At 52.5% G+C, this 23938-nt stretch carries 27 protein-coding genes and 2 tRNA genes; 11 read left to right on the top strand and 18 right to left on the bottom strand.

The window, feature by feature from the left end:
* Nucleotides 1-7: 7 nt before the first annotated feature.
* The 3 genes from fliQ to rcsA all read left to right on the top strand — a co-directional run bounded on the left by fliQ (nucleotide 8) and on the right by rcsA (nucleotide 1984).
* On the top strand, nucleotides 8-277 hold the full coding sequence (gene fliQ, locus HV352_RS09235) for a flagellar biosynthesis protein FliQ (protein WP_003030425.1): 270 nt from the start codon (nucleotides 8-10) through the stop codon (nucleotides 275-277).
* Between the two features lie 8 nt (nucleotides 278-285).
* Nucleotides 286-1071, top strand: coding sequence for a flagellar biosynthetic protein FliR (gene fliR, locus HV352_RS09230; protein WP_181635372.1), 786 nt, complete (start codon nucleotides 286-288; stop codon nucleotides 1069-1071).
* A 289-nt stretch (nucleotides 1072-1360) separates the two neighbouring features.
* The gene (rcsA, locus tag HV352_RS09225) at nucleotides 1361-1984 is read left to right on the top strand and encodes a transcriptional regulator RcsA (protein WP_016153497.1); all 624 of its coding nucleotides are present in this window, start codon (nucleotides 1361-1363) and stop codon (nucleotides 1982-1984) included.
* Nucleotides 1985-2038: 54 nt separating this feature from the next.
* Here rcsA and dsrB read toward each other — a convergent pair whose 3' ends face one another.
* Nucleotides 2039-2227, bottom strand: a complete 189-nt coding sequence (gene dsrB / locus HV352_RS09220) for a protein DsrB (RefSeq protein WP_016156846.1) — start codon at nucleotides 2225-2227, stop codon at nucleotides 2039-2041.
* A 163-nt stretch (nucleotides 2228-2390) separates the two neighbouring features.
* Between dsrB and yodD the strand changes: the two genes are divergently transcribed.
* Nucleotides 2391-2618 carry a YodD family peroxide/acid resistance protein gene (gene yodD / locus HV352_RS09215; RefSeq protein WP_003030417.1) on the top strand — a complete coding sequence of 76 codons (228 nt, stop codon included), beginning with the start codon at nucleotides 2391-2393 and terminating at the stop codon, nucleotides 2616-2618.
* Between the two features lie 206 nt (nucleotides 2619-2824).
* On the opposite strand, the gene HV352_RS09210 is transcribed toward yodD, so the two are convergent.
* Nucleotides 2825-3007 (bottom strand): DUF2158 domain-containing protein, encoded by a 183-nt coding sequence (locus tag HV352_RS09210; RefSeq protein WP_047357993.1) that lies wholly within the window; start codon nucleotides 3005-3007, stop codon nucleotides 2825-2827.
* A gap of 77 nt (nucleotides 3008-3084) precedes the next feature.
* The gene (locus HV352_RS09205) at nucleotides 3085-3996 is read right to left on the bottom strand and encodes a DUF808 domain-containing protein (protein WP_029139582.1); all 912 of its coding nucleotides are present in this window, start codon (nucleotides 3994-3996) and stop codon (nucleotides 3085-3087) included.
* 178 nt (nucleotides 3997-4174) lie between these two features.
* On the opposite strand from HV352_RS09205, the gene yedA reads away from it, so the two are divergent.
* Nucleotides 4175-5095: a drug/metabolite exporter YedA gene (gene yedA / locus HV352_RS09200; protein WP_016156848.1), complete on the top strand. Its 921-nt coding sequence runs from the start codon at nucleotides 4175-4177 to the stop codon at nucleotides 5093-5095.
* Here yedA and HV352_RS09195 read toward each other — a convergent pair.
* The 3 genes from HV352_RS09195 to HV352_RS09185 form a co-directional block, all read right to left on the bottom strand.
* Nucleotides 5087-5554, bottom strand: coding sequence for a very short patch repair endonuclease (locus tag HV352_RS09195; RefSeq protein ID WP_047357991.1), 468 nt, complete (start codon nucleotides 5552-5554; stop codon nucleotides 5087-5089). The genes yedA and HV352_RS09195 overlap by 9 nt on opposite strands.
* Nucleotides 5535-6965, bottom strand: coding sequence for a DNA cytosine methyltransferase (locus HV352_RS09190; protein ID WP_137367478.1), 1431 nt, complete (start codon nucleotides 6963-6965; stop codon nucleotides 5535-5537). Before HV352_RS09190 ends, HV352_RS09195 begins: the two co-directional genes overlap by 20 nt.
* 76 nt (nucleotides 6966-7041) lie before the next feature.
* Entirely contained in the window at nucleotides 7042-7734 is a 693-nt protein-coding gene (locus HV352_RS09185) for a phosphohydrolase (RefSeq protein ID WP_053389322.1), read from the bottom strand.
* Nucleotides 7735-8178: 444 nt separating this feature from the next.
* Here HV352_RS09185 and HV352_RS09180 point away from each other — a divergent pair, with 444 nt between their 5' ends.
* Nucleotides 8179-9252, top strand: a complete 1074-nt coding sequence (locus tag HV352_RS09180; protein WP_181635371.1) for a porin — start codon at nucleotides 8179-8181, stop codon at nucleotides 9250-9252.
* Nucleotides 9253-9411: 159 nt separating this feature from the next.
* Here the strand turns inward: HV352_RS09180 and HV352_RS09175 are convergent.
* A tRNA-Ser gene (locus HV352_RS09175) sits at nucleotides 9412-9501 on the bottom strand.
* Between the two features lie 93 nt (nucleotides 9502-9594).
* Between HV352_RS09175 and mtfA the strand changes: the two genes are divergently transcribed.
* The 5 genes from mtfA (at nucleotide 9595) to HV352_RS09150 (ending at nucleotide 14233) form a co-directional block, all read left to right on the top strand.
* Entirely contained in the window at nucleotides 9595-10392 is a 798-nt protein-coding gene (gene mtfA / locus HV352_RS09170; protein WP_019077083.1) for a DgsA anti-repressor MtfA, read from the top strand.
* Nucleotides 10393-10491: 99 nt separating this feature from the next.
* Nucleotides 10492-10567, top strand: a tRNA-Asn gene (locus tag HV352_RS09165).
* A 262-nt stretch (nucleotides 10568-10829) separates the two neighbouring features.
* Nucleotides 10830-11867, top strand: a complete 1038-nt coding sequence (locus tag HV352_RS09160) for an extracellular solute-binding protein (RefSeq protein ID WP_047499042.1) — start codon at nucleotides 10830-10832, stop codon at nucleotides 11865-11867.
* Entirely contained in the window at nucleotides 11851-13539 is a 1689-nt protein-coding gene (locus HV352_RS09155) for an iron ABC transporter permease (RefSeq protein ID WP_181500260.1), read from the top strand. The genes HV352_RS09160 and HV352_RS09155 overlap by 17 nt, the downstream gene beginning before the upstream one ends.
* Nucleotides 13540-13549: 10 nt before the next feature.
* The gene (locus HV352_RS09150; protein WP_065554950.1) at nucleotides 13550-14233 is read left to right on the top strand and encodes an ABC transporter ATP-binding protein; all 684 of its coding nucleotides are present in this window, start codon (nucleotides 13550-13552) and stop codon (nucleotides 14231-14233) included.
* Between the two features lie 23 nt (nucleotides 14234-14256).
* Here the strand turns inward: HV352_RS09150 and ldtA are convergent, their stop codons facing one another.
* The 11 genes from ldtA to HV352_RS09095 form a co-directional block, all read right to left on the bottom strand.
* Nucleotides 14257-15186 (bottom strand): L,D-transpeptidase, encoded by a 930-nt coding sequence (ldtA, locus tag HV352_RS09145; RefSeq protein WP_053390209.1) that lies wholly within the window; start codon nucleotides 15184-15186, stop codon nucleotides 14257-14259.
* An 853-nt stretch (nucleotides 15187-16039) separates the two neighbouring features.
* Nucleotides 16040-17104, bottom strand: coding sequence for a nicotinate-nucleotide--dimethylbenzimidazole phosphoribosyltransferase (gene cobT, locus HV352_RS09140; RefSeq protein WP_016156857.1), 1065 nt, complete (start codon nucleotides 17102-17104; stop codon nucleotides 16040-16042).
* 24 nt (nucleotides 17105-17128) lie between these two features.
* Nucleotides 17129-17872, bottom strand: a complete 744-nt coding sequence (cobS, locus tag HV352_RS09135; RefSeq protein ID WP_019077089.1) for an adenosylcobinamide-GDP ribazoletransferase — start codon at nucleotides 17870-17872, stop codon at nucleotides 17129-17131.
* Complete coding sequence (cobU, locus tag HV352_RS09130; RefSeq protein ID WP_016153512.1) at nucleotides 17869-18414, bottom strand: bifunctional adenosylcobinamide kinase/adenosylcobinamide-phosphate guanylyltransferase; 546 nt, start codon at nucleotides 18412-18414, stop codon at nucleotides 17869-17871. Before cobU ends, cobS begins: the two co-directional genes overlap by 4 nt.
* Entirely contained in the window at nucleotides 18411-19931 is a 1521-nt protein-coding gene (locus HV352_RS09125) for a cobyric acid synthase (RefSeq protein WP_016156860.1), read from the bottom strand. The genes cobU and HV352_RS09125 overlap by 4 nt, the downstream gene beginning before the upstream one ends.
* On the bottom strand, nucleotides 19928-20743 hold the full coding sequence (locus HV352_RS09120) for an energy-coupling factor ABC transporter ATP-binding protein (RefSeq protein WP_046275697.1): 816 nt from the start codon (nucleotides 20741-20743) through the stop codon (nucleotides 19928-19930). The genes HV352_RS09125 and HV352_RS09120 overlap by 4 nt, the downstream gene beginning before the upstream one ends.
* 8 nt (nucleotides 20744-20751) lie before the next feature.
* Nucleotides 20752-21429 carry an energy-coupling factor ABC transporter transmembrane protein gene (locus HV352_RS09115; protein WP_181635471.1) on the bottom strand — a complete coding sequence of 226 codons (678 nt, stop codon included), beginning with the start codon at nucleotides 21427-21429 and terminating at the stop codon, nucleotides 20752-20754.
* On the bottom strand, nucleotides 21416-21697 hold the full coding sequence (locus HV352_RS09110; protein ID WP_006683999.1) for an energy-coupling factor ABC transporter substrate-binding protein: 282 nt from the start codon (nucleotides 21695-21697) through the stop codon (nucleotides 21416-21418). Before HV352_RS09110 ends, HV352_RS09115 begins: the two co-directional genes overlap by 14 nt.
* A 2-nt stretch (nucleotides 21698-21699) precedes the next feature.
* A complete protein-coding gene (gene cbiM, locus HV352_RS09105; protein WP_016153516.1) occupies nucleotides 21700-22437 on the bottom strand; it encodes a cobalt ECF transporter S component CbiM in 738 nt (245 codons plus the stop codon).
* Nucleotides 22434-23147, bottom strand: a complete 714-nt coding sequence (locus HV352_RS09100) for a cobalt-factor II C(20)-methyltransferase (RefSeq protein ID WP_016156863.1) — start codon at nucleotides 23145-23147, stop codon at nucleotides 22434-22436. The genes cbiM and HV352_RS09100 overlap by 4 nt, the downstream gene beginning before the upstream one ends.
* The gene (locus HV352_RS09095; protein ID WP_019077091.1) at nucleotides 23144-23938 is read right to left on the bottom strand and encodes a sirohydrochlorin cobaltochelatase; all 795 of its coding nucleotides are present in this window, start codon (nucleotides 23936-23938) and stop codon (nucleotides 23144-23146) included. Before HV352_RS09095 ends, HV352_RS09100 begins: the two co-directional genes overlap by 4 nt.

The following is a 23938-nucleotide window of genomic DNA, read 5'->3' as shown; positions in this document are numbered from 1 at the left end:
GCGCGAAATGACACCTGAATCGGTCATGATGATGGGCACAGAGGCGATGAAAGTCGCCCTGGCCCTTGCCGCGCCTTTGCTGTTGGTCGCCCTCGTTACAGGACTTATCATCAGTATTTTGCAGGCGGCGACCCAGATAAACGAAATGACGCTGTCCTTCATTCCCAAAATTGTCGCGGTTTTTATTGCCATCATTGTTGCCGGCCCGTGGATGCTTAACCTGCTGCTCGACTACGTGCGTACGCTGTTCAGCAATATCCCCTATATCATCGGGTAGATAACATTATGCTGCAGGTGACCAGCGTTGAGTGGCTCCACTGGCTGAATCTTTACTTCTGGCCTTTGCTGCGCATCCTGGCGCTCATCTCAACGGCCCCGATTCTCAGCGAGCGCGCGATCCCCAAACGGGTAAAACTGGGGCTGGGGTTAATGATAACCGTCGTTATCGCTCCGTCGATTCCCCCGGTAGACGTCCCTATCTTTTCTATCGTGGCGCTATGGCATGCAATGCAACAAATCCTGATCGGCATCGCTCTGGGCTTCACTATGCAGTTTGCGTTCGCGGCAGTACGTACCGCCGGGGAATTGATTGGTCTGCAAATGGGTCTCTCCTTCGCAACCTTCTTTGATCCCGGCAGCCGTCTGAATATGCCGGTACTGGCGAGACTGATCGACATGCTCGCCATGCTGTTATTCCTGACTTTTAACGGCCATTTGTGGCTTATTTCGCTGTTGGTGGATACATTTCATACCTTGCCAATCGGCGGCAATCCGGTGAACAGCAATGCGTTTCTCGCGCTGGCGCGGGCGGGTAGCCTGATTTTCCTCAACGGGCTAATGTTGGCCCTGCCGATAATGACGCTGCTACTCACCCTAAACCTCGCACTCGGTCTGTTGAATCGCATGGCGCCGCAGCTGTCGATTTTCGTCATCGGTTTTCCACTCACCCTCGCCGTGGGTATTTCATTAATGGCGGCCCTGATGCCATTAATTGCGCCATTCTGCGAGCGATTATTCAGCGAAATTTTTAATCTGTTGGCTGATATTGTCAGCGAAATGCCCGGAAAATAATAACCCTTAATTTTTATCCTGTTTTACTAAGGATTGTCCTAATTTTAAAAAGCGACAACATCCACCAGGATATCTCTGTCGCGGTTTATTTATTATTGACTCACTCACATAACGCAACATTTACTTTACTTTAAGATGTTTCCTGGCAAATTATACGCAACTTTACGGGATAGTAATTTCGCCTGAAAAACAGCGAAAGCGTCATCTTGGGTCGTTATTATTCCGTTTAGTTGTGATGAAAATAATCAGGTAAGGGGAATTATCGTTACGCATTGAGTGAGGGTATGCCATGTCAACGATTATTATGGATTTGTGCAGTTACACCCGGCTAGGGTTGACCGGATATCTGGTAAGTCGGGGGGTGAAGAAAAGGGAAATCAACAACATTTCTAACGTTGAGGAGCTCAGTCTCGCCTGTGTCTCTCAACAGCCCGCTGTGGTGTTTATTAATGAGGACTGCTTTATCCACGATCCTGCTAATAGCCAGCAAATAAAGCAAATCATTAATCAGCATCCCGGCACATTATTTATTGTGTTTATGGCAATTGCCAACGTGCATTTTGATGAGTATCTATTAGTCAGAAAAAATTTATTGATTAGTTCTAAGTCGATTAAACCAGATTCACTGGATGAACTCCTTGGCGATATTCTGAAAAAAGAAGTAGATTTTGTCATTGATGTGAATCTACCGACATTATCATTGAGCCGTACCGAGTCCAGCATGCTACGCATGTGGATGGAGGGTCAGGGAACAATACAGATATCCGACCAAATGAATATCAAGGCCAAGACCGTGTCATCCCATAAGGGGAATATAAAACGAAAGATAAAGACGCATAATAAGCAAGTTATCTATCACGTTGTGAGACTCACCGATAACGTTACCAATGGTATCTTTGTGAATACGCGCTAACACGTTCTGACTGGTGGCGAATCCACCAGTCAGGATCATGCAGCAAAACTCACCTTATTCTACTTTTTCCACGAAGATACCATCCTGATGACCTGTTTCATTAAAGAACCAGATACCGAGCGGGTAGTCTTCCAGCGAAACCAGGTACATGGTGCCTTCACTAAACTCTTCGATAGCCAGTACCACGCCCGGTCGACGAGGACCGCCGTCCGTTTTGACTGTGACCCGATCATTCACCTTCATAGTTTTCCTCCTGTGGCTTTGTGCCAGTGTAGAACAATTTCCTTTTTCTGGCAGCGCCCGCCTCGCGCGATTGCGGGTTTTATCGACGGTCTATACTTAAGTTGTGCGTATCTGATGTTTGGATGCGCTCCCCCGGTATCCTTAACGGTTGAGAGGTATGAGGATGAAAACCGCGAAAGAGTACAGCGATACGGCCAAACGTGAAGTCAGCGTCGATGTGGACGCGCTACTGAAGGCAATCAACGAAATCTGCGAGAGTGAAATTCATCGCAGTCAGGATGACCCGGAACGCGTCAGCGTCGACGGACGTGATTACCACACGTGGCATGAACTGGCCGACGCGTTCGAGCTTGATATCCATGATTTTAGCGTGTCGGAGATCAATCGCTGACTGAGGGCGAAAAAAATCCCGGCCCTTATCGGGTCGGGATCAAGCTTGCTTATGCAAGAAGCACTTGAAAATTCGTTACACCAGGAAATCTGATGTGAAACAAACCTTATCTGCAATTTTTTTGCCTGACAAGTAAATAATTCTCACTAAAATGATAAATATAACTAATGATTGAAAGATCACCCGGTTACGCACACCCCAGGTGTTCAGGCATCCTGGCAGAGCGTTCTTCGCTCGCCCGGCACCAGTTCATCTTCACGGAATGCTTCCCGTTTGACGCCAAAGCCGTCGTACCAGCGACACTCCACCATTCCGCTGGCATACCCGGTAACGATCATGCGTGGGCCACCCTCTTTGGAGGTGACTTCCTCACTGACAGAAAAGACCATACCTGCCTCCTGTATCAAGAGAAACCTTTACACCTTAGACGACAAAGAAGGGTTTTGCGTAATCAACCCTGCGACAATTAGTGCGAAACTCCGCGCACTCTGGCGACGGTTTTCACCAGCAGCACCACTATTGCGCCAATGATAAATCCGAGCACCAGATTCAGCAGGGTCGGAAGCATCAGCGCAATCAATGCACTTTGCTGTTGGGCAAAATGTTCAATCGCATGATGCAGCGGTGTTATTCCGTGCACCACAATTCCGCCGCCAACCAAAAACATCGCCAGCGTGCCGACCACGGAAAGTGTTTTCATAAGCCAGGGAGCAACGACCAGCAACCCTTTACCCAGCGACTGGGCCAGCGTACTGCGCTTTTCTGCCAACCAGTATCCGATATCATCGAGCTTAACGATAATCCCGACCAGGCCGTAGACCCCCACTGTCACCACTAACGCGATGCCAGATAACACCAACACCTGATTCAACAATGGCGCATCCGCTACGATCCCCAGCGTAATCGCGACAATCTCAGCAGATAAAATAAAGTCGGTACGTATCGCCCCTTTGATTTTATCTTTCTCAAAGGTGAGCGGATCCTGTGCTGCCAATGATGTCAGACGCTGCTGACGCTCTTCCGGGGTTTCTTTGTGCTTACGCGCTTCCAGGGTATGGAGAACTTTTTCTACACCTTCAAAACAGAGGAACGCCCCGCCTACCATTAATAAGGGGGTGATCGCCCAGGGAATGAAGGCGCTTATCAATAGCGCCAACGGCACAAGGATAACTTTGTTAACAAACGATCCTTTCGCGACGCTCCAGACCACCGGGAGTTCGCGGTTCGCCCGCACACCCGACACCTGCTGCGCGTTAAGCGACAGATCATCTCCCAGCACACCCGCGGTTTTTTTCGCGGCCAGTTTTCCCATGACAGAGATATCATCCAGCAAAGTGGCGATATCATCGAGTAAGGTCAATAAGCTACTTCCTGCCAAAATTTTTACCCTCAATATTATTTTTTTGCAGTCATAAGTATGAAGTAAAACACGCAATGCTGAAACTGACCTTTCTGGTCAACAAATTTTTAACATCAGCACGTAATTATAAATCTCGCCAGCAAGATAGTTTTGACGTTTACTATGTTGCACCTTTTTATTTCCACCGTGAGGGATTATGCGTTTCAGGCAATTGCTACCGCTTTTCAGTGCGCTTTTCGCGCTGTACATCATTTGGGGTTCCACGTACTTCGTTATTCGCATTGGCGTTGAAAGCTGGCCGCCGTTGATGATGGCTGGCGTTCGTTTTCTCTCTGCGGGGATTTTATTAACAGCATTCTTACTTATCCGCGGACATAAGCTGCCGCCTCTGCGCGTGCTCCTGAACGCCGCGTTAATTGGTATCCTGCTGCTGGCTGTCGGTAACGGACTCGTCACCGTCGCAGAACATCAAAACGTGCCTTCCGGTATTGCCGCCGTGGTGGTCGCCACCGTCCCGCTGTTTACGCTGTGTTTTAGCCACTTTTTTGGCATCAAAACGCGCAAACTTGAATGGATGGGGATCGCAATTGGACTCGCGGGGATCATCATGCTGAACAGCGGTGGTAATTTGAGTGGTAATCCATGGGGAGCAATTTTAATCCTGATAGGTTCGATAAGCTGGGCGTTTGGCTCAGTGTACGGCTCGCGCATAACGTTACCCGTTGGCATGATGGCCGGAGCCATTGAAATGTTAGCCGCCGGTATTGTGCTGATGTGCGCCTCGCTGATTTCCGGGGAAAAGTTGACCACTATGCCGACGTTTTCAGGCTTTATGGCGGTCGCCTATCTGGCCGTGTTTGGTTCTATTATTGCCATCAACGCGTACATGTACTTGATCCGCAACGTCAGCCCGGCATTAGCCACCAGCTATGCCTACGTTAATCCGGTTGTCGCCGTACTGTTAGGTACCGGCCTGGGAGGTGAAAGTCTGGCGCCCATCGAATGGCTGGCGCTTGGCGTGATTGTATTTGCGGTGGTACTGGTCACACTCGGTAAATACTTATTTCCCATTAAAGCGGACGCCGTTGCAACCCCGTCGGAAAAGACGTTACAGTAAATGGATACCGAGGGTGTCGATCTGCGCACTTGCGCCACCGCCGCAGATCCACTCGATGACGCGTTCGGACAACGCGTCATCCCCCAGCTTTTCGCGCCCACGCAGGGCGCACTCCCAGACAATCAGTACGCGCCAGCCCAGAGCCTGCAATTTTTCGCAATCCCGCGCGTCACGCTGAACATTTTTGCCTATTTTTTCCAGCCAGAACGCTGTTCGTGTTGCGGGGACTTTGAATAGATAGCAGTTGTGATGATGCCAGAAACAGCCGTGGGTAAAAATCACACAACGATAATCATCCACCACGAAATCGGGACGACCAGGTAACGTCGCATCCTGCACACGAAACGTTACCCCCTGCTCTGCCAGTACGCTGGCAAGGCGTTTTTCAATTGCGGTATCGCGGGTTGCTATCGCCCGCATATTTTTACTGCGCGTCGCTTTATCGTGAACGTCTGCCATGCAGTTTCTCTTTCTCGCGAATAGCAACCGCCTGTTTGATTTTTGGCTCCAGCAGTCTGGCTACTGCCGCAAATGCCGGGACGACCACCGAATTACCAAACTGACGATAAGCCTGTGTGTCCGACACCGGGATCCTGAACTGATAGCCCTGAGGTGATTCAAATCCCATCAGGCGCGCGCACTCTCTGGGCGTCAGCCTGCGCGGACGGTATCGCTGATTGTGCGGATCATCAAAATCCTTTTCACCCAGCGCCATATCCCAACCGCGGTCGATCAAGATCTCCGCCCCATCTTTATAGTAACGCGCCGATAATGTGCGCGTTACGCAATCGGGATTGCTGGGATACACCATGCCATAGCCAAATCCATTGCCCCGTGCCTGATGCTTTTTCGCATAACGATACAGATATTTCCACAGCACCGGCGTGAGCACATATTTTGCGTCGACGGTCGGCTCAAGTAGCTCCGCCAGCGTCGTACGCCGCTGAGGATAGCGGGAGACAATATCGCGCAGCGTGAAGTCTGATTTCAGATTCAGATCGCGGCGAAAGCCGACGAGCACAATACGTTCGCGATGCTGGGGCAAAAAATGTTGCCCATCGATAATTTTCGGATCGTCCGGCCCGTTATCGTGTGCATCAGCCACGTCATAACCCAGCTCATCCAGCGTTTGCATAATGATGCGGAACGTTTTCCCCTGATCGTGACTCTTCAGGTTTTTGACGTTTTCGAGCACAAATATTGCCGGCCGACGCGCATCGATGATGCGCACCACGTCAAAAAAAAGTGTGCCTTGCGTATCGCAGGCGAAGCCATGAGCCCGCCCTAACGCGTTTTTCTTTGATACACCGGCCAGAGAGAATGGCTGACAAGGAAATCCCGCCAGCAGCACGTCATGCTGCGGAACATGCTGGCGGATATGTTCCGCCGCCTGCAGGTCGCTCACCCCATCATGATGACTGAGGGTGATATCGCGAATATCTTCATTAAAATGGTGCTGGTGAGGATCACAGTAGTGATTCGCTTTGTAGGTGCGCACCGCATGCTTGTTCCACTCACTGGTAAACACGCACTGCCCGCCAATCGCCTCAAAGCCGCGACGAATGCCGCCAATACCGGCAAAAAGATCGATAAAGCGAAAAGCATAATGTGGATGATGCGCAGGCGGCCTCGGCAGCAAGTCGTTCAGATGAGCCAACTCACCGTCGCTGAGGCGATGCCACGTTTCATTGGCAACCACTCGCTTGAAGATGGCCGGACTCCAGCGGTTCTCGCCAACACCATTCAGATGAGCAACCAGCGTTTTCACGTCATATATTTCAAGCAACTTAGCCAAAATCACCTGTGCGGCGGCCTCGTTATCATCTGTCATCGGGTTCATGGAACCTGCTACTGAAAAATTATCCTGCATACATTTAACCGGCCGAAATGGATAGCTGACAGGTTAACATAAATTAGCGCGGTTGACGTTGCGGCTGTACTGGCGACTAACGCAGCTTAAAGGGTTGAATCGCGTCAAGATCCAGCATTTCATATTCTCCTTTTAACTCCGCACTCAGCTTCGCCATGTACGTCAGTAAGAAGTCAGCATTATGTTGCGCCAAATGCCGACCGTGTTCAGTTTGCATCGTCAGCGGCAGCGTCAACAATTTGGTCTGGAAGTGATCGAGTGCGTACTGTTTATCATCAAGGCTACGCTGTCGGGCAAACGGATCTTCCGCATCAAACAGCGCCACGCCTAACGCGCCGGACACGGCAAATACCCGTGCTAAACCAATTGCCCCCAACGCCTCAAGCCGGTCAGCATCCTGCACGATTTTGGCTTCAAGGGTTTCTGGTACGATTTTGGCGCTGAAACTATGCGCCTCAATAGCATGGCACACGGCAGGTAATCGTTGTTGTGGGAAATCAGGGAAATCACGCTTCAAAACGCGACGCGTTTCCTGGGCTGCCAGTACCGACGAACGATGACGATCGGGATGGTTCTTCGGCAAACTGACGAGATCGTGGAAGTAGCACGCCGTCAGCACCACCAGCCAGTCTACGGTCACATCCATGCTCAACTTTTGTGACGTCATCCAGACGCGACGAAAATGAAAGATGTCATGGGCAGCGTCGTGCCCGGAATGATTGTCACGTAACCAGGCTTCAAATTTCGACTGCCAGTACTGTAGTTCCATACTCTCGCTCTTCGCAGAAAGAAAACCACCTTAGCAACAATTCTCATGTCAGACTACCGTCGACGCTTTTTTATCATCACTACATATTATCCCCTTAATAATTATCACTATCACGGATATATAAATCCATTATTCAATAACAAACAGATCAATTATAATTACGCACACAAAAATAAATAACAAATATCAATAATATACATTTAACAAGATAGAACAACAAAAATCATAACCATATGATAAAAATACATTTATATAGATAATATTAATTCAAACGACATGCGATTTTAATTATATAAAAGCAGCAATGAAATATTTTGAAATATCTTAAATACATTTGTTACATGTTATATTTAAAATTAAATGAACTTCATGGATAGTATTAAAATGTAGTCTTTCAGATAGCGCTACATATTCATTTTAATTATTATATAAAGGGAATACATAATGAAAAGAAAAGTACTGGCACTGCTTCTCCCTGCCTTATTCGCTGCAAGCGCAGCAAATGCGGCTGAAATTTATAATAAGAACGGCAATAAAATTGATTTTTACGGCAAGATGGTAGGCGAACGCATCTGGTCGAATACGGATAGCAGTAACAGTGAAAATGCTGACACCTCTTACGCCCGTTTTGGGGTGAAAGGTGAAACCCAGATCAGCAACGAGTTGACAGGTTTTGGTCAGTTTGAACACAACCTCGACGCCAGCAATGCAGAAGGAGTTCAGGAGCAAAAAACCCGTCTGGCCTTCGCGGGCCTGAAATATGCGGATTACGGCTCATTTGATTATGGTCGTAACTATGGCGTAGCCTACGATGCGGCAGCCTACACCGATATGCTGGTTGAATGGGGTGGCGATTCATGGGCTGCGACGGATAATTTCATGACCGGTCGTACCAACGGCGTGGCGACCTACCGCAACACAGACTTCTTCGGCATGGTTGAGGGTCTTAATTTCGCGCTGCAGTACCAGGGCAAAAATGACGATCGCGATCGCACTAAAGCAAATGGCGACGGCTACAGCATGTCGGTGGACTATAACGTGGATGGCTTTGGTGTCGTCGCGGTGTATGGTAAATCCGACCGTGCGGACAAACAATCCATTGATGGCTATGGCAGCAACGCTGAAGTCTGGTCTTTGGCAGCAAAATATGACGCCAACAGCGTTTATGCGGCAGCGATGTATGGCGAAACGCGTAATATGACCAGAACCGGAACCGGAACCGGAACCGATCCGGTTTTTGCAAACAAAACGCAAAACGTTGAAGCAGTCGTTCAATATCAGTTCGACTTTGGTCTGCGTCCATCTCTGGGTTACGTTTACTCGCAGGGTAAAGACCTGGCCGGCGGTGTTAACGCTGACCGCGTGAATTACGTCGAGCTCGGCACCTGGTACTACTTCAATAAAAATATGAACGTCTACACAGCGTATAAATTTAACCTGCTGGATAAAGAAGACGGCGCAATTACTGGCAACGCAGTTGATGATCAGTTTGCCATGGGTATTGTGTACCAGTTCTAATCTCCACAAACTCAAAAGCCCGCGCTGCGGGCTTTTTTGTTCAACGAAGCGTATTTTTTACCACACGGGCATTACAACGATAAACTTGTGAGGATACTCAAAGAAAAAGACATCCATGAGAACTGTCGTTGAAAGCAAGGCGTGCAAGTGCTTGAATAGTGGCGGAGAGAGGGGGATTTGAACCCCCGGTAGAGTTGCCCCTACTCCGGTTTTCGAGACCGGTCCATTCAGCCGCTCTGGCATCTCTCCGTTTTGGCGGTTGCCATGATGCCAGGTAATTTGGCATTTTAACAGACCCAGTTCCGTCAATTTCGTTCAAGTGACGAGTTTGCGAGCAAAACGATGATTAAGTGGCCCTGGAAAGAACAAGAAGCAACCCGGAGTGACGATTGGCCATGGGACGACGCCCTGGCTATTCCCCTTTTGGTGAATCTCACCGAGCAAGAACAAGCCAGACTTATTGCCCTGGCCGAGCGCTTTTTACAACAAAAAAGGTTAGTCGCTCTTCAGGGGTTTGAGCTGGACCCGCTAAAAAGTGCGCGCATTGCTCTGCTATTCTGTTTACCTGTTCTGGAAATGGGGATTGAGTGGCTCGACGGGTTTCATGAAGTTCTCATCTACCCTGCCCCATTTGTCGTAGACGATGAATGGGAAGACGACATTGGGCTGGTGCATAATCAACGCGTGGTACAGTCCGGGCAGAGTTGGCAACAAGGCCCGATAATCCTCAACTGGCTTGATATTCAGGATTCCTTTGATGCCTCCGGCTTTAATCTGATCATCCATGAAGTGGCGCACAAGCTTGATATGCGTAATGGCGATCGTGCCAGCGGTATTCCGGCGATTCCCCTGCGCGATATCGCCGGTTGGGAACACGACCTGCATGCTGCAATGAACAATATTCAGGATGAGATCGATCTGGTTGGTGAAACTGCGTGCAGTATAGATGCCTACGCAGCGACCGATCCTGCTGAATGCTTTGCCGTGCTATCCGAGTATTTTTTCAGTGCTCCTGAATTATTTGCTCCGCGTTTTCCTGCCTTATGGCAGCGTTTCATCCAGTTTTATCGCCAGAACCCCATGGAGCGGTTAGGCGATACCCGGGGAGACGACGATTATCGCTCACCAAACACGCATTAACACTGAATTTGAAGATTAATTAACCAATTGAAATGACGCGCTAATTTTACTGTTGACACCTCATGATGAGGTCAGTAATATGCGCCTCGTTCACACGATTCCTCTGTAGTTCAGTCGGTAGAACGGCGGACTGTTAATCCGTATGTCACTGGTTCGAGTCCAGTCAGAGGAGCCAAATTTAAGAAGCCCGCTTAAGGAAACTTAAGCGGGCTTTTTGCTTTTCATGTCTGTGTAAAAGCTGCCTCTATAAGCGCTCAGTCTGCCATAACTCCCCATTCCATGCCGCATCACATCGTTGATTAAAGTTGTGTAAATGTAAATCGTTTAAACTTTGCAATTATTGTAAGTGCTAGTGATTATCATTTATTGTACGCGAGCCAAAAGAACGAGCCCCGACTCGGTTCACTGCATGTTCCAATTACTCTGGGATAAAAACGATGAATGCTCTGACTCGCACCGGATTGCGCCGTATCACGCTTGCCTCTGCCCTCCTCTTCTCTGTCAGCCTGCCAGCTTTCGCTCAGGAAACGTTAACGCTTTACACCACCCGTGAACCGGGCCTGATCCAGCCTTTACTTGATAGCTGGACTAAAACCAGCGGTATCAAAGTAAGTACGGTCTATATCAAAGACGGTATGCTGGAGCGTGTTAAGGCTGAAGGCAAAAACTCCCCTGCCGACCTGCTGATGACCGTCGATGCCGGAAATCTCATCGATTTAGTTGAAGCCGGCGTCACCCAGCCGGTAGAGTCAGAAGCGCTGAAAGCCGCCATTCCGGCGAATCTGCGCGGCGCGGATAATCAGTGGTTTGCGCTTTCTATGCGCGCCCGCGTACTGTATGCCGAGAAGTCGCTGCCAATCGATAACTGGCATTACGAACAGCTCGCCAGCCCAGAATACAAAGGTAAAGTTTGTATTCGTTCCGGTCAGCACCCCTACAACACGGCGCTGATCGCCGCGATGATTGCCCATCATGGTGAAGCCAAAACCGAAGAATGGCTGCGCGGCGTGAAGGCTAACCTGGCGCGTAAAGCCACCGGCGGCGATCGCGATGTTGCCCGCGATATCCTCGGTGGAATTTGTGATATCGGCCTGGCAAACTCCTATTATGTCGGCCATATGAAAAACGCCAAAGAAGGCAGCGATGCTCGTCAGTGGGGCGATGCCATTAAAGTCGTTAAACCAACCTTTGAAAATGGCGGTACGCACGTCAACATCAGCGGCGCTGCCGTTGCCCGCTATGCGCCAAATAAAGCCGATGCCGTTAAGCTGATGGAATATCTGGTTTCCGCGCCTGCCCAGCAGCAGTATGCGAAAGCGAACTTCGAATATCCGGTACTGAAAGGCGTAACGCTTGACCCGGTCATTAGCGCCACAATCGGTGAAATCGACGTCGATAAAACACCGCTCACAGAGATCGTGAAGTATCGTAAACAAGCTAGCCTGCTGGTAGATAAAGTTGGATTCGATCAATAAATCGCTGCAGTTTCCGACGTTACGCGGCCTGGTTTCCGGGCCGCAGTCATTATTAACGCCGTTGCATCTTGGCGCGTTGTGCGTCGCGCTTGGCGTCCTGACCCCCATCGTTGCGCTGATCTGGCAGGCCACTCAGGCTGATTTATCCCACTGGGATAATCTTATGACATATGTACTGCCTTCAGCGCTCAAAAACACCGTGCTGTTGCTAGCGGGTGTCGCGATAATGGTTGGCGTCATTGGCGTAGGCAGCGCATGGGCGGTAACGGCATGGGATTTCCCTGGGCGAAAAATTCTCAGTTGGGCGCTGCTGTTGCCGCTGGCAATGCCGACCTACATCGTTGCCTTTGCATGGCTCGATCTGCTGCATCCGATTGGCCCGTTGCAAACCTTTATCCGTTTTATACTGGGCTTTGACAACCCGCGACAGTTCCGCCTGCCCGATTTACGTTCCCTTTCCGGCGCAATAATCCTGCTCGGATTAGTACTTTATCCTTACGTGTACCTGACAACCCGCGCCATGTTTATCAGCCAGCCGGCCCATCTGTTGGAAGCTGCACGTACGCTGGGTTGCAGCGCAACCGGGACCTTTTTTCGTGTTGCTCTCCCCATGGCTCGCCCGGCACTGGCCGTCGGGATCAGTCTGGCGCTGCTGGAGACGCTTAACGATATCGGCGCGTCGGAATTTCTCGGGGTACAAACGTTAACAGTTACCGTATACACCACGTGGATCTCTCGCTCTGATTTATCTGCCGCAGCGCAAATCGCCTGCATGATGCTGATGTTTATATTCTTTATTCTGACGCTGGAATTTTATGGCCGCAGAAAACAGGGATTCAGCAGCCGTAGCCTGCGGGAGATTCAACCCACCCGCGTGCAAGGCTGGCGTGGCTGGCTACTCGGTGTCGTTATTTCGCTGCCAGTTGTGCTGGGCTTTCTGGCCCCGGTGCTGTTTTTAATCTGGGAAAGCGCCAAACATATAGGTGACGAGAGCCCTATATCCTCCTCGTTACTGGCTGCATTACAAAATACGTTATCACTGGCCGCGGGAACCACGTTGGTGGTGGTTTGCGTCAGTATGTTGGTGGCCTGGAGCGCGCGGCATAGCGCCGCAGATAACGCGATGCCAGGATTTCGCCGTGGTGTGATGCGTCTGGCTTCTTTAGGCTACGCGGTTCCCGGTACAATTCTGGCGATTGGTTTTTTAACCCCCGCGATGGCAGTCGACCGCTGGCTGGCAGATTTACTGGATGTTCGCGGCCTGCCGCTGATGTCTGCCGGGATCCTGCTGGTAATTTGTTGTGCCATGCGTTTCCAGGCGATTGCTATCGGCGCACTGGATTCCGGCCTGGGCCGCATTCCGCCTTCGCTGGAGCAGGCTTCTCGTCTGTTGGGTGAGAATGGTGCCGGCACATTTGCACGGGTTCATTTCCCATTGCTGCGCCCGGCGTTAGTGAGTAGCGCCCTGCTGGTTTTTGCCGATGCCATGAAAGAACTGCCAACAACGTTGCTGTTGCGCCCGGTAAACTTCGAAACGCTGGCTACGTTGCTGTATGCAGAAGCCGCCCGTGGAACCTATGAAGAAGGTGCTATCGCCGCGCTAATGATTGTTTTAGCTGGCACGCTACCGGTTATTTTGTTGGTGCGTCACCAGATGACTCGCCGTGGTTAAGAGAGTAACAATGTCAGAAATTGCATTACGACTCCAGGATGTGCATGTTGCCTACGGCAACAGCCAGCAATCGGTGCTGAGCGGGTTTTCAATGTCGGTACGTAAAGGAGAGATCGCCTGTCTACTGGGCGCTTCAGGTTGCGGAAAAACCACCGTGTTACGCGCAGTTGCCGGATTTGAACGGCTGCGAAGCGGAGAGATCTATGTGTCGCAGCGCCGCGTTGCCGGTTCCGGTGTTCATCTGCCGCCGGAAAAACGGCATGTCGGCATGGTCTTTCAGGAATATGCGTTATTCCCTCACCTGACCGCGCAACAAAACGTGGCCTTTGGGTTACGACGTATGCCGCGTGAGCAGCAGCAGGTCCGGGTGGCGGAGCTGTTAAAAATGGTGGAGTTGCACAGTCATGCCAGCCGTTATCCGCATGAACTGTCCGGCGGTCAACAGCAGCGTATCGCTCTTGCGCGCGCGCTGGCGCCGCATCCGGAAATCCTGCTGCTCGATGAGCCTTTCTCCAGCCTTGATAAGCGCACGCGTGAGCGTCTTGGCAACGAGGTGCGGGATATTTTGCGTGCCGCCGGGCAAACGGCACTGCTGGTTACACACAGCGAACACGAGGCGCAGCTAATGGCAGACCATATTGGCGTGGTAAAAATGGGACAGTATCAAATTAAAAAAGCGACCCACTCAGGCTAAGGGTCACAGGGGCGCCTTGAAAATTAGTAATGGGTCTGAATCAGACTGATATTCACCGGCATGCCGGAGCGTCTTTCCAGTGCCTGATTTCCGCGACTCACATCCACGTCATTCCCGCTGATGAAGGTGCGCAGCGCGGGGGTGACTGGCAAGGGAACTTTTCTGTCAGACTCGTATTCCGACCGGTTTCGTGACAGTGGTTCATGCACTTCCACCCAGCGACTACCGTCCGGCTCTACGCTGTATTTCACCGGTCGGTCTATCAGTTGCACACGCGTCCCTACCGGTACGGTATCAAACAGATATTTAATGTCGTCATTACGTAAACGGATACACCCCTGACTTACCCGCAGACCAATACCGAAATTCGCATTTGTGCCATGAATGGCATAAAGCCTGCCGATATAAATCGCATACAGTCCCATCGGGTTATCCGGCCCGGCAGGAACAAACGCCGGCAGGCTTTCCCCACGTGCTGCGTATTCGCGCCGGGTATTCGGCGTAGGCGTCCAGCTTGGTGCTTCCTGCTTACGTTCTACCGCCGTCACCCAGTTACGCGGCGTTTCTCTGCCCGCCTGGCCAATGCCAATGGGTAAAACCTCAACCGTATTGCTGCCAGCGGGATAATAGTAAAGGCGCATTTCTGCGACGTTGATTACGATCCCCTCGCGTACAGTATCCGGTAATATCAGTTGCTGTGGCACAACCAGCGTAGAGCCAGACTTAGGCAGAAAAACATCCACGCCGGGATTGGCCTCCAGCATATTGCTCAACCCCTGTCCGTACTGCGCGGCAAAAGCTTCCAACGGCTGAGTGTTTCCTGAAGGTACCGTAATGGTCAAAGGGCTCCCCACCAGGCGACTGCCTTCAGGCGGGAGCGGATAACTCACCGCCTGCGCGCTCTGACTCACGAGCAGCATAATGAGTGAACAAAGCAGTTTTACACGACGCATCTTTTTCCTTTCCTTCGCCGCAGCAGATATCCGTTAATTATAGCTTTTATTATCAGTTTTAGTGGGTTACGCCTAAAATCCGCATAAAAAAGCCGCCTGAGGCTAATGCAGTTCAGTTAACGCCTCTGTATCAGAAAGCATCACCTGTGTTGGCAGAAGTTATGAATATGCTATCTCACGGTAAGGGTTCCGTTCACCTCATGTGCATCGTTTCTCTGAAACACCGATTCCTGTGAACGTGTAAAGGGCGTTCTCCGCCACGCCCTTTACAATCCCGGCTCCCGGCGGGAAAATTGCCACTTCGTGGTCCCCTCCGTTTATTCCTCCAGGCTACCGGGCCGGACGCGAGGCAGCGTCCCTGCAAAACGCGCCCTGAACCCGCATCCCTGCGGGTTCTCCCGGCCTTACGGAAACACGTCGGCAATTTTCAGCCGGACCAGCCCACACCTGACCACCTGCGTTTTTTATCTGAATAGCAAAACAGAGTTAACTGGAAGTCAGCGCGTTGCAGCGATGACCCCGGTCCGGCTGAAAATCGATGAGGCGTTGACGGCTGACCGGGTCTGCCCGCAGGGATGCGGGCAGAGGGGACGGCCAGCAGGGACGCAGGCCCGGCCCCGACCCGACAGGCGGACGGCATAAGACGAATGAATCGCGCAGCGACGATTTTCCCGCCGGGAGCCAGGGATGCAAGGGAGGCGGCGGTGAGCCTTCCTTGCGCGTTCACAGGTATAACGTTATCAGAGAAGCAACGCACATAAGGTGAACGGAAACTGATTCAGAGCAAAACATTTCCATACAGGCTTAACTGAACGGTATTGCACCATGGGGCGAGGTTCAGCGTGGCCGAAAACTATGCTTCCTTACCATCCGGAAGCACAATGTTACTGGCGGCAAGCTGCCCCATGTTGTTGTACATTGCACAGGCGGCTTCAACAATCGGCATCGCCAGCGCGGCCCCGCTGCCTTCGCCCAAACGCATCCCCATATTGAGATACGGCTCCAGTTCAAGATGCGCCAGCGCGGTGCGAGCCCCCTTCTCGGCGGAGAAATGTGACGGGATCAGGTAAGGTTTAATCTGCGGCGCAATCTGGCAGGCCGCCAGCGCAGCGGAATAAGAGAGAAAACCGTCCAGCACGACCGGCAGACCGCAGGAGGCCGCCCCCAACATCACACCCGCCATGCCGACCAGATCAAACCCGCCTACCTTAGCCAGCACATCAATACCGTCATTGCGATCCGGTTGATTGACGGCGATTGCTCGCCGCACAACATCGACTTTATTGCCTACTCTTGAAAGCGGCAGGTTAGCGCCGATACCCACCACATCCTCGGCATCGCTGCCGGTCAGCACGCTGACGATTGCCGCCGCTGGTGTCGTATTTGCCATACCAAGTTCACCGACGCCAAACAGCGTTACGCCATCTTTGGCCAGCTCATGGGTATAGCGGATAACCTCCAGCAGCAGCTCCTCGGCCTGCGAACGACTCATTGCCGGGCCTTGTGCAATATTGCCGCAGCCGCGCGCCACGCGCATATTCACCACGCCAGGGATAAGCTCAGCATCGATGCCGACATCAATCACATGTACCTTTGCCCCCGCCTGAGCGGCCAGCACACAAACGCCTGTCGTCCCACGCGTCATATTAGCAGCCTGAATAGCCGTGACGATTTTAGGCGAAACAGCAACCCCTTCATCCCATACACCGTGATCGGCGCACATCACCAGCATCGCTTTGCCATTCACATGCGGTACGCCCTTCAGACCCGGCATTCCGGCCAGTTGCACGGCGAGCGACTCGAGTCGACCAAGACTTCCTGGCGGTTTAAGCAAGCCATCGACATGCTGCTGTGCACGCAGCATCGCAGCACTATCAGGTGAAGGGATTGCGTGGAGTAAAGAGGTTAAAGTCTGCATAAGGGTTCCAGTATGTTGGCTGACTCAGAGCAGAGCCAGCAGGAAAATCAACTCGCCAAGTTCAATGGCTGCGCCCAGCGTATCGCCGGTCTGCCCACCCAACGTGCGTTTTAATAACTGCCCAAGAATAAAAATCGCCACTATCGTAACAACCAGCGCCGCCACGCCGCGCATGCCAGGAAGAAGCACGGCAGCCAGGATCGCCGCAAATCCCAACGTGACGCAGGTTTGACGCCCGGTGACTTTACCGATAAAGACGTTGCCCAGCCCTTCTTCGCGGGCGTAGCGATGTCGATACATCAGCAAAACAGCGGTACCCCGCCCGGCGACACAAGCGGCTGCAAGCGCCGCCAGCATCGGCGTGCCCCGCAAAGCCAGTTCGCTCACCACCAGCACTTTCGCCAGCAACACGAAAATTAACGCCAGTCCACCGTGAGTCCCCAGGCGGCTGTCACGCATGATTTCCAGCATCCGCTCACGTCGACGGGCCGAAAAAATACCGTCACAGGTATCCGCCAGACCGTCGAGATGAAATCCCCCGGTTAATAACGCCAGCGTGAGGACTGCAAACAGGGCCGCCAACGGCACACCACACCAGGGCTGCAGCGCCATAAAGACCAGCCCCGTCAGCCCTCCCAGCACCACGCCAATTAGCGGGAACATCACAATGCCACGAGAATAGTGCTCGAAATCCAGTCCTTGCGACCAGCGAGCAGGAACGGGCAAGCGACTAATAAAAGAGAGCATTGCCCAGAACAACTTACTCATTTAATTTTGACTCCAATTCCTGATACCACCAGCCAGACCTCATCAGCCGCCGCCGCCAGTCGCTGGTTCACACGTCCTGCAATATCGCGAAAATGCCGTGCCAGACGGTTCTCCGGAACAATCCCCATTCCGACTTCGTTAGTGACCAGCACAACCCTGGCCGGACAGCGCTGACAGGCCGCAATCAGCGAACGAATTTCATCCTCAATAGATTGCTCCATCGCCGCGTAATCCCAGCTATCCGGGTCGCTGTCACCGCCCAGCGCAAACAGCAGGTTAGTCACCATCGTGGTGATGCACTCCAGCAGAATGGCTTCTTGTGGATCGTTTGCTGCCGTAATCAGTTCATCGAGATGTTGCCAGCGTTCGGCTGTCCGCCAGTGCGCAGGACGTCCGTCACGATGATGCTGAATTCGCGCAGCCATCTCCTCATCAAAAATCTGCGAAGTCGCGATATACAAAACGTTTGGAGAATCTGCGATCAGCGCTTCCGCATGCCGACTCTTGCCGCTTCGCGCGCCGCCAGTCACCAGAATCATCATACTGGCTCCCGGTGTTGCTGCATGATGGTATAAATTTTCTCAATATCGATGTGTTGCCGCATCGCATCCGCCAGCAGATCAAACTGCTGCGATTTATATTGCGCGTAATGGAAGGTGGAATCCAGCGGCGCTAACCCTTTACGTTCTCGCAGGCCATTAACCAGCGCACGGGTAAATTCATCGCTGTCGAACAGACCGTGAAGATAGGTGCCGAACGTCAGGCCATCGGCAGTGACCGCGCCATCAGCCACGTTACCGCCGTCTTTACGCAGCGTCATCACCGACCGGCATTCCTCGGTTAATGCCGTTTCACCCATATGAATTTCATAACCGCGAACGGATAATCCCGCGGTACCCGCCAGCCAGTCCGGCAGCGAGGAGGACATTTGCCCCTCAACCAGGGTCGTGGTTTTGTGCTGGGCAAAATGCGTTACGGTATTGAGCAAGCCCAGCCCCGGCAACGTACCGAGTCCTGACTCAACTTCATCAATGATGGTTTCGCCGAGCATTTGATAGCCACCGCAAATCCCCACCACGGGTACGTGATTACGATGTAATTGCACCACGCCATGCGCCATCCCGCTTTCACGCAGCCACACCAGATCGCCCAGGGTGTTTTTGCTGCCGGGCAGAATCACCAGATCGGCCCCCGCCAACTCTTCAGGCTGGCGAACATAGCGCACGCGCACATCCGGCTGTGCGGCAAGCGCATTGAAATCAGTAAAGTTAGAAATGTGTGGTATCTGAACAACGGCGATATCGATGTCGCGTTTGTCTGTGCGCAAATATTTGCCCTTTTGCAGCGCAACGCCATCTTCATCTTCCAGATCAACGTCCAGCCATGGCATGACGCCCAGGACCGGAACGCCGGTCAGCGCTTCAATTTGCTCAATCCCGGAATACAGCAACGCCACATCACCGCGAAATTTATTGATGATCACCCCTTTTACCCTGGCGCGTTCATGGTCGTGCAGTAGCGCCAGCGTGCCGTAAATGGAGGCAAACACCCCGCCGCGGTCGATATCCGCTACCAGAACGACAGGGCACTGTGCCATTTCTGCCATCCCCATATTGACGATATCGCGATCGCGCAGGTTAATCTCAGCCGGGCTTCCCGCCCCTTCCAGTACCAGCACATCGAACTCCTGCGCCAGACTGTTATAAACAGACAGGATTTGATCCCGTAGTTTCGGTTTGTACTCGTGGTAGCTCACCGCATCCATATCGGTTGCCACTTTGCCCATCAGCACAACCTGCGCTTTACGATCGCTGGTCGGCTTAAGCAGCACCGGATTCATACGCACATCTGGCGTAATACCGGCGGCCTCAGCCTGAAAAATTTGCGCGCGGCCCATCTCTTTGCCCTCTGGCGTAATGCCAGAGTTCAGCGCCATGTTCTGCGATTTGAACGGTGCGGTACGCAGTCCATCCTGATAAAAAATTCGACACAGACCGGCGACCAACACGCTTTTACCTACATCAGATGCCGTTCCCTGCAACATTATTGCCTGCGTCATGACGCCTCCTTCAGTGCGTTCTCTCGCATACAGCTAAAAAATTCAGCCTCTGTTTTACACAGCGGGAAGCCCAGCTCGGTATGCAGCTTCACCAGCCAGGGCTGAGTTAATCCCGCTTGTTCAATAAGATCCGTCCGGGCAAACACATCACCCGGCGAGCCGTGCGTTAGCACTTCACCCCGGCGTAAAACGTACACTGCATCGCTGACTTCATAGATAAGATCGATATCATGGCTGGAGATAACCACGTGGTTTCCTTGCGCTACGATGCGTTTGATTATCTCAATCATCTGCGTGCGACCTGATGGGTCAAGGCCCGCAGTAGGTTCATCCAGTAGCAAATACTGCGCCTGCAACACCAACGCCCCGGCAATCGCCACACGTTTTTTCTGCCCGTGACTTAAACACTGAATTGGCTGATGGCGAAAATGCTGGGCATCTACCAGCGTGAGCGCATCATCCACCCGGCGGGAGATTTCAGCTTCATCCACCCCAAGGTTGCGCAGGCTGAAGGCAATATCACTGTCGATATCGGTATAAAAAATTTGCTGATCGGGATCCTGAAATACGGTTGCCACCTGCTGACGCAGCGCCAGCAGGCCGCGCTTGCTGTAATCCAGCGGTTTGCCTTGCCACATCACCGCGCCTTCCTGCGGGCGCAGTAAACCACTCAGGTTCATAAACAGCGTGGATTTCCCGCAGCCATTAGCACCGACCAGCCCGGTGACGGCATGCGTTGAAAAGTCCAGCGTTAGCCCTTTGAGGATCGGGTCATCCTGATAGCGAAACCAAAGCGCTGAAGTGGCAAGCATACTTTTCCTTACAGGTGAAAATCACCCTGATACAGTTTGATATCCAGTGTGGTGGTCATTTGCTGGTAGCGGATCAACACGCGGGTAAACAGCAATCCCACCAGCATCGCCAGCGAGCGATAGCTCAACGGCAAGCTACGATAACCAAAACGTAGCGTTTGTGCGCGATGAATAGCCAGCGCCTCGTCTAACAGGATAAAAATAAAGCGCCAGGTTAGCAGGATCTGCTCAGTGAGCAGGCGAGGAACGTGCGCGCGTTTGAGTAAGATAATTAATTGCGGAAACGGCAGATTCAGGACCAGCCAGAACGTCGCAGCCAGCGCAGCCAGGCTGCGCCAGAAGGTTTCATTGGCGGTGACAAGCCCTGGCGCGCTAACGCCTAACCAATAGCTTCCAACGGGGATGCTGGCCAGCAGCGTCTGCGGATCGCGGCTAAAACTAAACAGAATGGTCACGACGCCGACCGTCAGAAAACCAAACGGTAATGCCATCCAGCGACACCAGCGCCAGAAGGAAATGCGCAGCAGCCAGCAGCTCAGCGCGGCAATCAGTAACAGCTCAATACCCTGCCCCAACGGGGGCAGAGTAAACGCCAGAATCATCATCATCAGCCAGAGCAGAAATTTCCGCACGGGTGAGACATGAAACCAGCGGCTTTGATAGCTAAGCCTGTCAAGCCCGGTCATCACGGCGTTGCCTGCCCTTGGTGTAACCCAGAATGTAGAAAATCACGGCTGCGCCCAGCGATCCCTGGAGCGTAAACAGCAGGCTTTCAATCTCACCGCTTGCCGGTTCATACAACGGCTGGAACCACGGCTCATAATGTGGGGCAATTGCCTGAATCTGACTCTCCGCCTCACCGTCTGAGCCGCCGTACTCTCCACCATGGTTGATAAAGAACGGCAGGATCACCAGCGCCACTACCATCCCTAACAAAATCAGCGTCTTTTTCATCGTTAATGTCCTTGAGCGGTAATCAACTGCCGTTTGGTTAACTGGTCATAAATCATTACGGTGAGCAGACCTTCCGCTATCGCAATTGGGATCTGCGTCAGGCAGAAAATCCCCATGAACTTGATGATTGAACCCGTAGCACCAGCGGATGGGTCCGGGAACGCCACGCCCAGTTGCACCGAGGTCACGAAATAGGTGACGAGATCCGCCAGCATCGCGCACAGGAAGACGCAAACATCACGACGCAACCCCGCACGGCAGGCCATTTTCCACACCATGTAACCCACCACCGGGCCAATCACCGCCATCGACATGCCGTTAGCGCCAAGCGTTGTCAAACCACCGTGCGCCAGTAACAGCGCCTGGAACAGCAGGACGATTGCCCCAAGGATTGCCACCACGCCCGGTCCAAACAGGATAACCGCCAGGCCTACCCCGGTAGGGTGCGAACAACTTCCGGTAACAGAAGGAATTTTCAGCGCCGACAGCACAAAAATAAACGCGCCGCACAAAGCCAGTAACACTTTTTGGTGACTATCTTCCTGCACGATTTGGCGCAGCCGCACCAGCCCGTACCACAGGCACGGCAAAAACAGCAGCCACCAGGCCAGCGCCCACATCGGCGGCAAGAAACCTTCCATTATGTGCATGGCGAACGCTTGTTCAGGAACAACCATCAGTAATAGCGCCGCAGCCAACCCGCTGAAAGACAGCTGTTTTAGCTGTTGTTCAAGCTTCATTGTGCATACTCCCACTGTTTATTGACCAGAATGGTCGAGAAATAAGGCAGCGGCTGATCGTCGCTCACCTCATCGAGATGACGCCAGCACTGTTCACCCGGCAGCGTGGCTTCAGACATCATCAATGCACAGCCCAACAAACCCTCTTGTTGCAGCAGCGCTTTGATGCGCGCAAAACGACCGTATACCTTCATCAGCACCAGACTGTCATGCTGCTTTAACGCCTGCTGGATTTCCGCTTCCGGCGCGGTACAGGAGACCACGGCCAGTGACTGTTGCTCCATGGCGAGCGGCGTTTTTGACCGCGCGGCAATCGCAGCGAAAGAGGTCACGCCCGGGACGATTTCTAACCAGTCAGGACAGCCAATACGCTGGAGTAAAAAAACCCAGGTGCTGAACAGCATGGCGTCGCCGAGTGTAATAAAGCCCACCTGCTTACCCGCTTCGACTTCCTGAACTAGCGCGGCCGCAACGTCATCCCATACCGCCTCTTTTTCGGCGCTGTCAGCACTCATAGGAAAATGGCAGCAGCGAACTTCGGTCTGCTCGCCGATATATTCACGTACGATCGACAGCGCCAGACTGTCGCCACCTTTACGCCCGGCAGGCGCATAGAGAATATCCAGCGTACCCAGCGTGCGTGCGGCCCGCACGGTGATAAGATCGGAAGCGCCAGGCCCGGTGCTTAATGCGTACAGTTTTCCGCTCATGCTGCTTCCTCCAGCGCCACATTAAGCGCCTGTTGTAAATGCGCCACGAACATAGCGCGAACCGCCGGATTCTCACCCAGACCACTGAGCCACGGCGTAGCCGGTATCCCGGCCGCATTGAACAATGTTTTCCACGAATCCTCTTCGTCAGAGGCCATATCATTGATGGCATGATCGCCAGCAACTAACATCAGCGGCATCAGATGCACCGCCGTCACCCCTTCCTGAGACAAACTTTCAATCAGCACATCGACTTCCGGGTAGCTTTCCACCGCCCCAACCCGCGCCGGGTAGCGCTGTGCCGTCATCATATGGTCGAGGCAGGCATAGGCGGCAAAGGCATGATGGCTGGCACCGTGTCCCATAAACACCACTTTTTCATTTTCGCCAAGCACCGGCATTTGCTGTTGCAGCGCCAGCATCAGCTGGGCGTAATCGTCATGGCTGCTCAGCAGCGGAACACCCAGCGTCAGGCGAGAAAAAAGCGGGCGCATGCTTTGCACTTCGCGGACAATTTTTTCGTATTCATCACCGTTGATAATGTGCAACGACTGAATAGCCACGTCCTGATACCCCTGCTCCGCCAGCTTTTGCAGCGCCTGCAGCGGCGTGTCGATCTCAATGCCGTCGCGCTGCTTGAGCTTGCGGATAATCATCCCGGAGGTAAACGCCCGGAACAGGTCGCGGTCAGGGCAACTGGCTGCGAGATCGCTCTCGCAAGCCACAATATTTTTCTCACAGGTGTCGTGATAGCTGGTGCCAAAGCTGACCACCAGAAGCGCCTTTTTCAT

It is taken from the genome of Citrobacter sp. RHBSTW-01044, from assembly GCF_013781945.1.
GTDB lineage: Bacteria > Pseudomonadota > Gammaproteobacteria > Enterobacterales > Enterobacteriaceae > Citrobacter > Citrobacter braakii.
Note: the sequence above shows the minus strand (reverse complement) of the source record. Positions and strands in the feature narration are given on the sequence as shown.

Coding starts and splice junctions, on each gene's coding strand:
- mtfA (WP_019077083.1), top strand. CDS start 9,595: ATGATTAAGTGGCCCTGGAAAGAACAAGAAGCAACCCGGAGTGACGAT.
- HV352_RS09150 (WP_065554950.1), top strand. CDS start 13,550: ATGTCAGAAATTGCATTACGACTCCAGGATGTGCATGTTGCCTACGGC.
- cobS (WP_019077089.1), bottom strand. CDS start 17,872: ATGAGTAAGTTGTTCTGGGCAATGCTCTCTTTTATTAGTCGCTTGCCC.
- cobU (WP_016153512.1), bottom strand. CDS start 18,414: ATGATGATTCTGGTGACTGGCGGCGCGCGAAGCGGCAAGAGTCGGCAT.
- HV352_RS09115 (WP_181635471.1), bottom strand. CDS start 21,429: ATGACCGGGCTTGACAGGCTTAGCTATCAAAGCCGCTGGTTTCATGTC.
- HV352_RS09210 (WP_047357993.1), bottom strand. CDS start 3,007: ATGGTCTTTTCTGTCAGTGAGGAAGTCACCTCCAAAGAGGGTGGCCCA.
- HV352_RS09190 (WP_137367478.1), bottom strand. CDS start 6,965: ATGCAGGATAATTTTTCAGTAGCAGGTTCCATGAACCCGATGACAGAT.
- rcsA (WP_016153497.1), top strand. CDS start 1,361: ATGTCAACGATTATTATGGATTTGTGCAGTTACACCCGGCTAGGGTTG.
- ldtA (WP_053390209.1), bottom strand. CDS start 15,186: ATGCGTCGTGTAAAACTGCTTTGTTCACTCATTATGCTGCTCGTGAGT.
- fliQ (WP_003030425.1), top strand. CDS start 8: ATGACACCTGAATCGGTCATGATGATGGGCACAGAGGCGATGAAAGTC.
- HV352_RS09185 (WP_053389322.1), bottom strand. CDS start 7,734: ATGGAACTACAGTACTGGCAGTCGAAATTTGAAGCCTGGTTACGTGAC.
- HV352_RS09110 (WP_006683999.1), bottom strand. CDS start 21,697: ATGAAAAAGACGCTGATTTTGTTAGGGATGGTAGTGGCGCTGGTGATC.
- cbiM (WP_016153516.1), bottom strand. CDS start 22,437: ATGAAGCTTGAACAACAGCTAAAACAGCTGTCTTTCAGCGGGTTGGCT.
- HV352_RS09180 (WP_181635371.1), top strand. CDS start 8,179: ATGAAAAGAAAAGTACTGGCACTGCTTCTCCCTGCCTTATTCGCTGCA.
- HV352_RS09100 (WP_016156863.1), bottom strand. CDS start 23,147: ATGAGCGGAAAACTGTACGCATTAAGCACCGGGCCTGGCGCTTCCGAT.
- cobT (WP_016156857.1), bottom strand. CDS start 17,104: ATGCAGACTTTAACCTCTTTACTCCACGCAATCCCTTCACCTGATAGT.
- HV352_RS09095 (WP_019077091.1), bottom strand. CDS start 23,938: ATGAAAAAGGCGCTTCTGGTGGTCAGCTTTGGCACCAGCTATCACGAC.
- dsrB (WP_016156846.1), bottom strand. CDS start 2,227: ATGAAGGTGAATGATCGGGTCACAGTCAAAACGGACGGCGGTCCTCGT.
- HV352_RS09125 (WP_016156860.1), bottom strand. CDS start 19,931: ATGACGCAGGCAATAATGTTGCAGGGAACGGCATCTGATGTAGGTAAA.
- yodD (WP_003030417.1), top strand. CDS start 2,391: ATGAAAACCGCGAAAGAGTACAGCGATACGGCCAAACGTGAAGTCAGC.
- yedA (WP_016156848.1), top strand. CDS start 4,175: ATGCGTTTCAGGCAATTGCTACCGCTTTTCAGTGCGCTTTTCGCGCTG.
- HV352_RS09160 (WP_047499042.1), top strand. CDS start 10,830: ATGAATGCTCTGACTCGCACCGGATTGCGCCGTATCACGCTTGCCTCT.
- HV352_RS09120 (WP_046275697.1), bottom strand. CDS start 20,743: ATGCTTGCCACTTCAGCGCTTTGGTTTCGCTATCAGGATGACCCGATC.
- HV352_RS09195 (WP_047357991.1), bottom strand. CDS start 5,554: ATGGCAGACGTTCACGATAAAGCGACGCGCAGTAAAAATATGCGGGCG.
- fliR (WP_181635372.1), top strand. CDS start 286: ATGCTGCAGGTGACCAGCGTTGAGTGGCTCCACTGGCTGAATCTTTAC.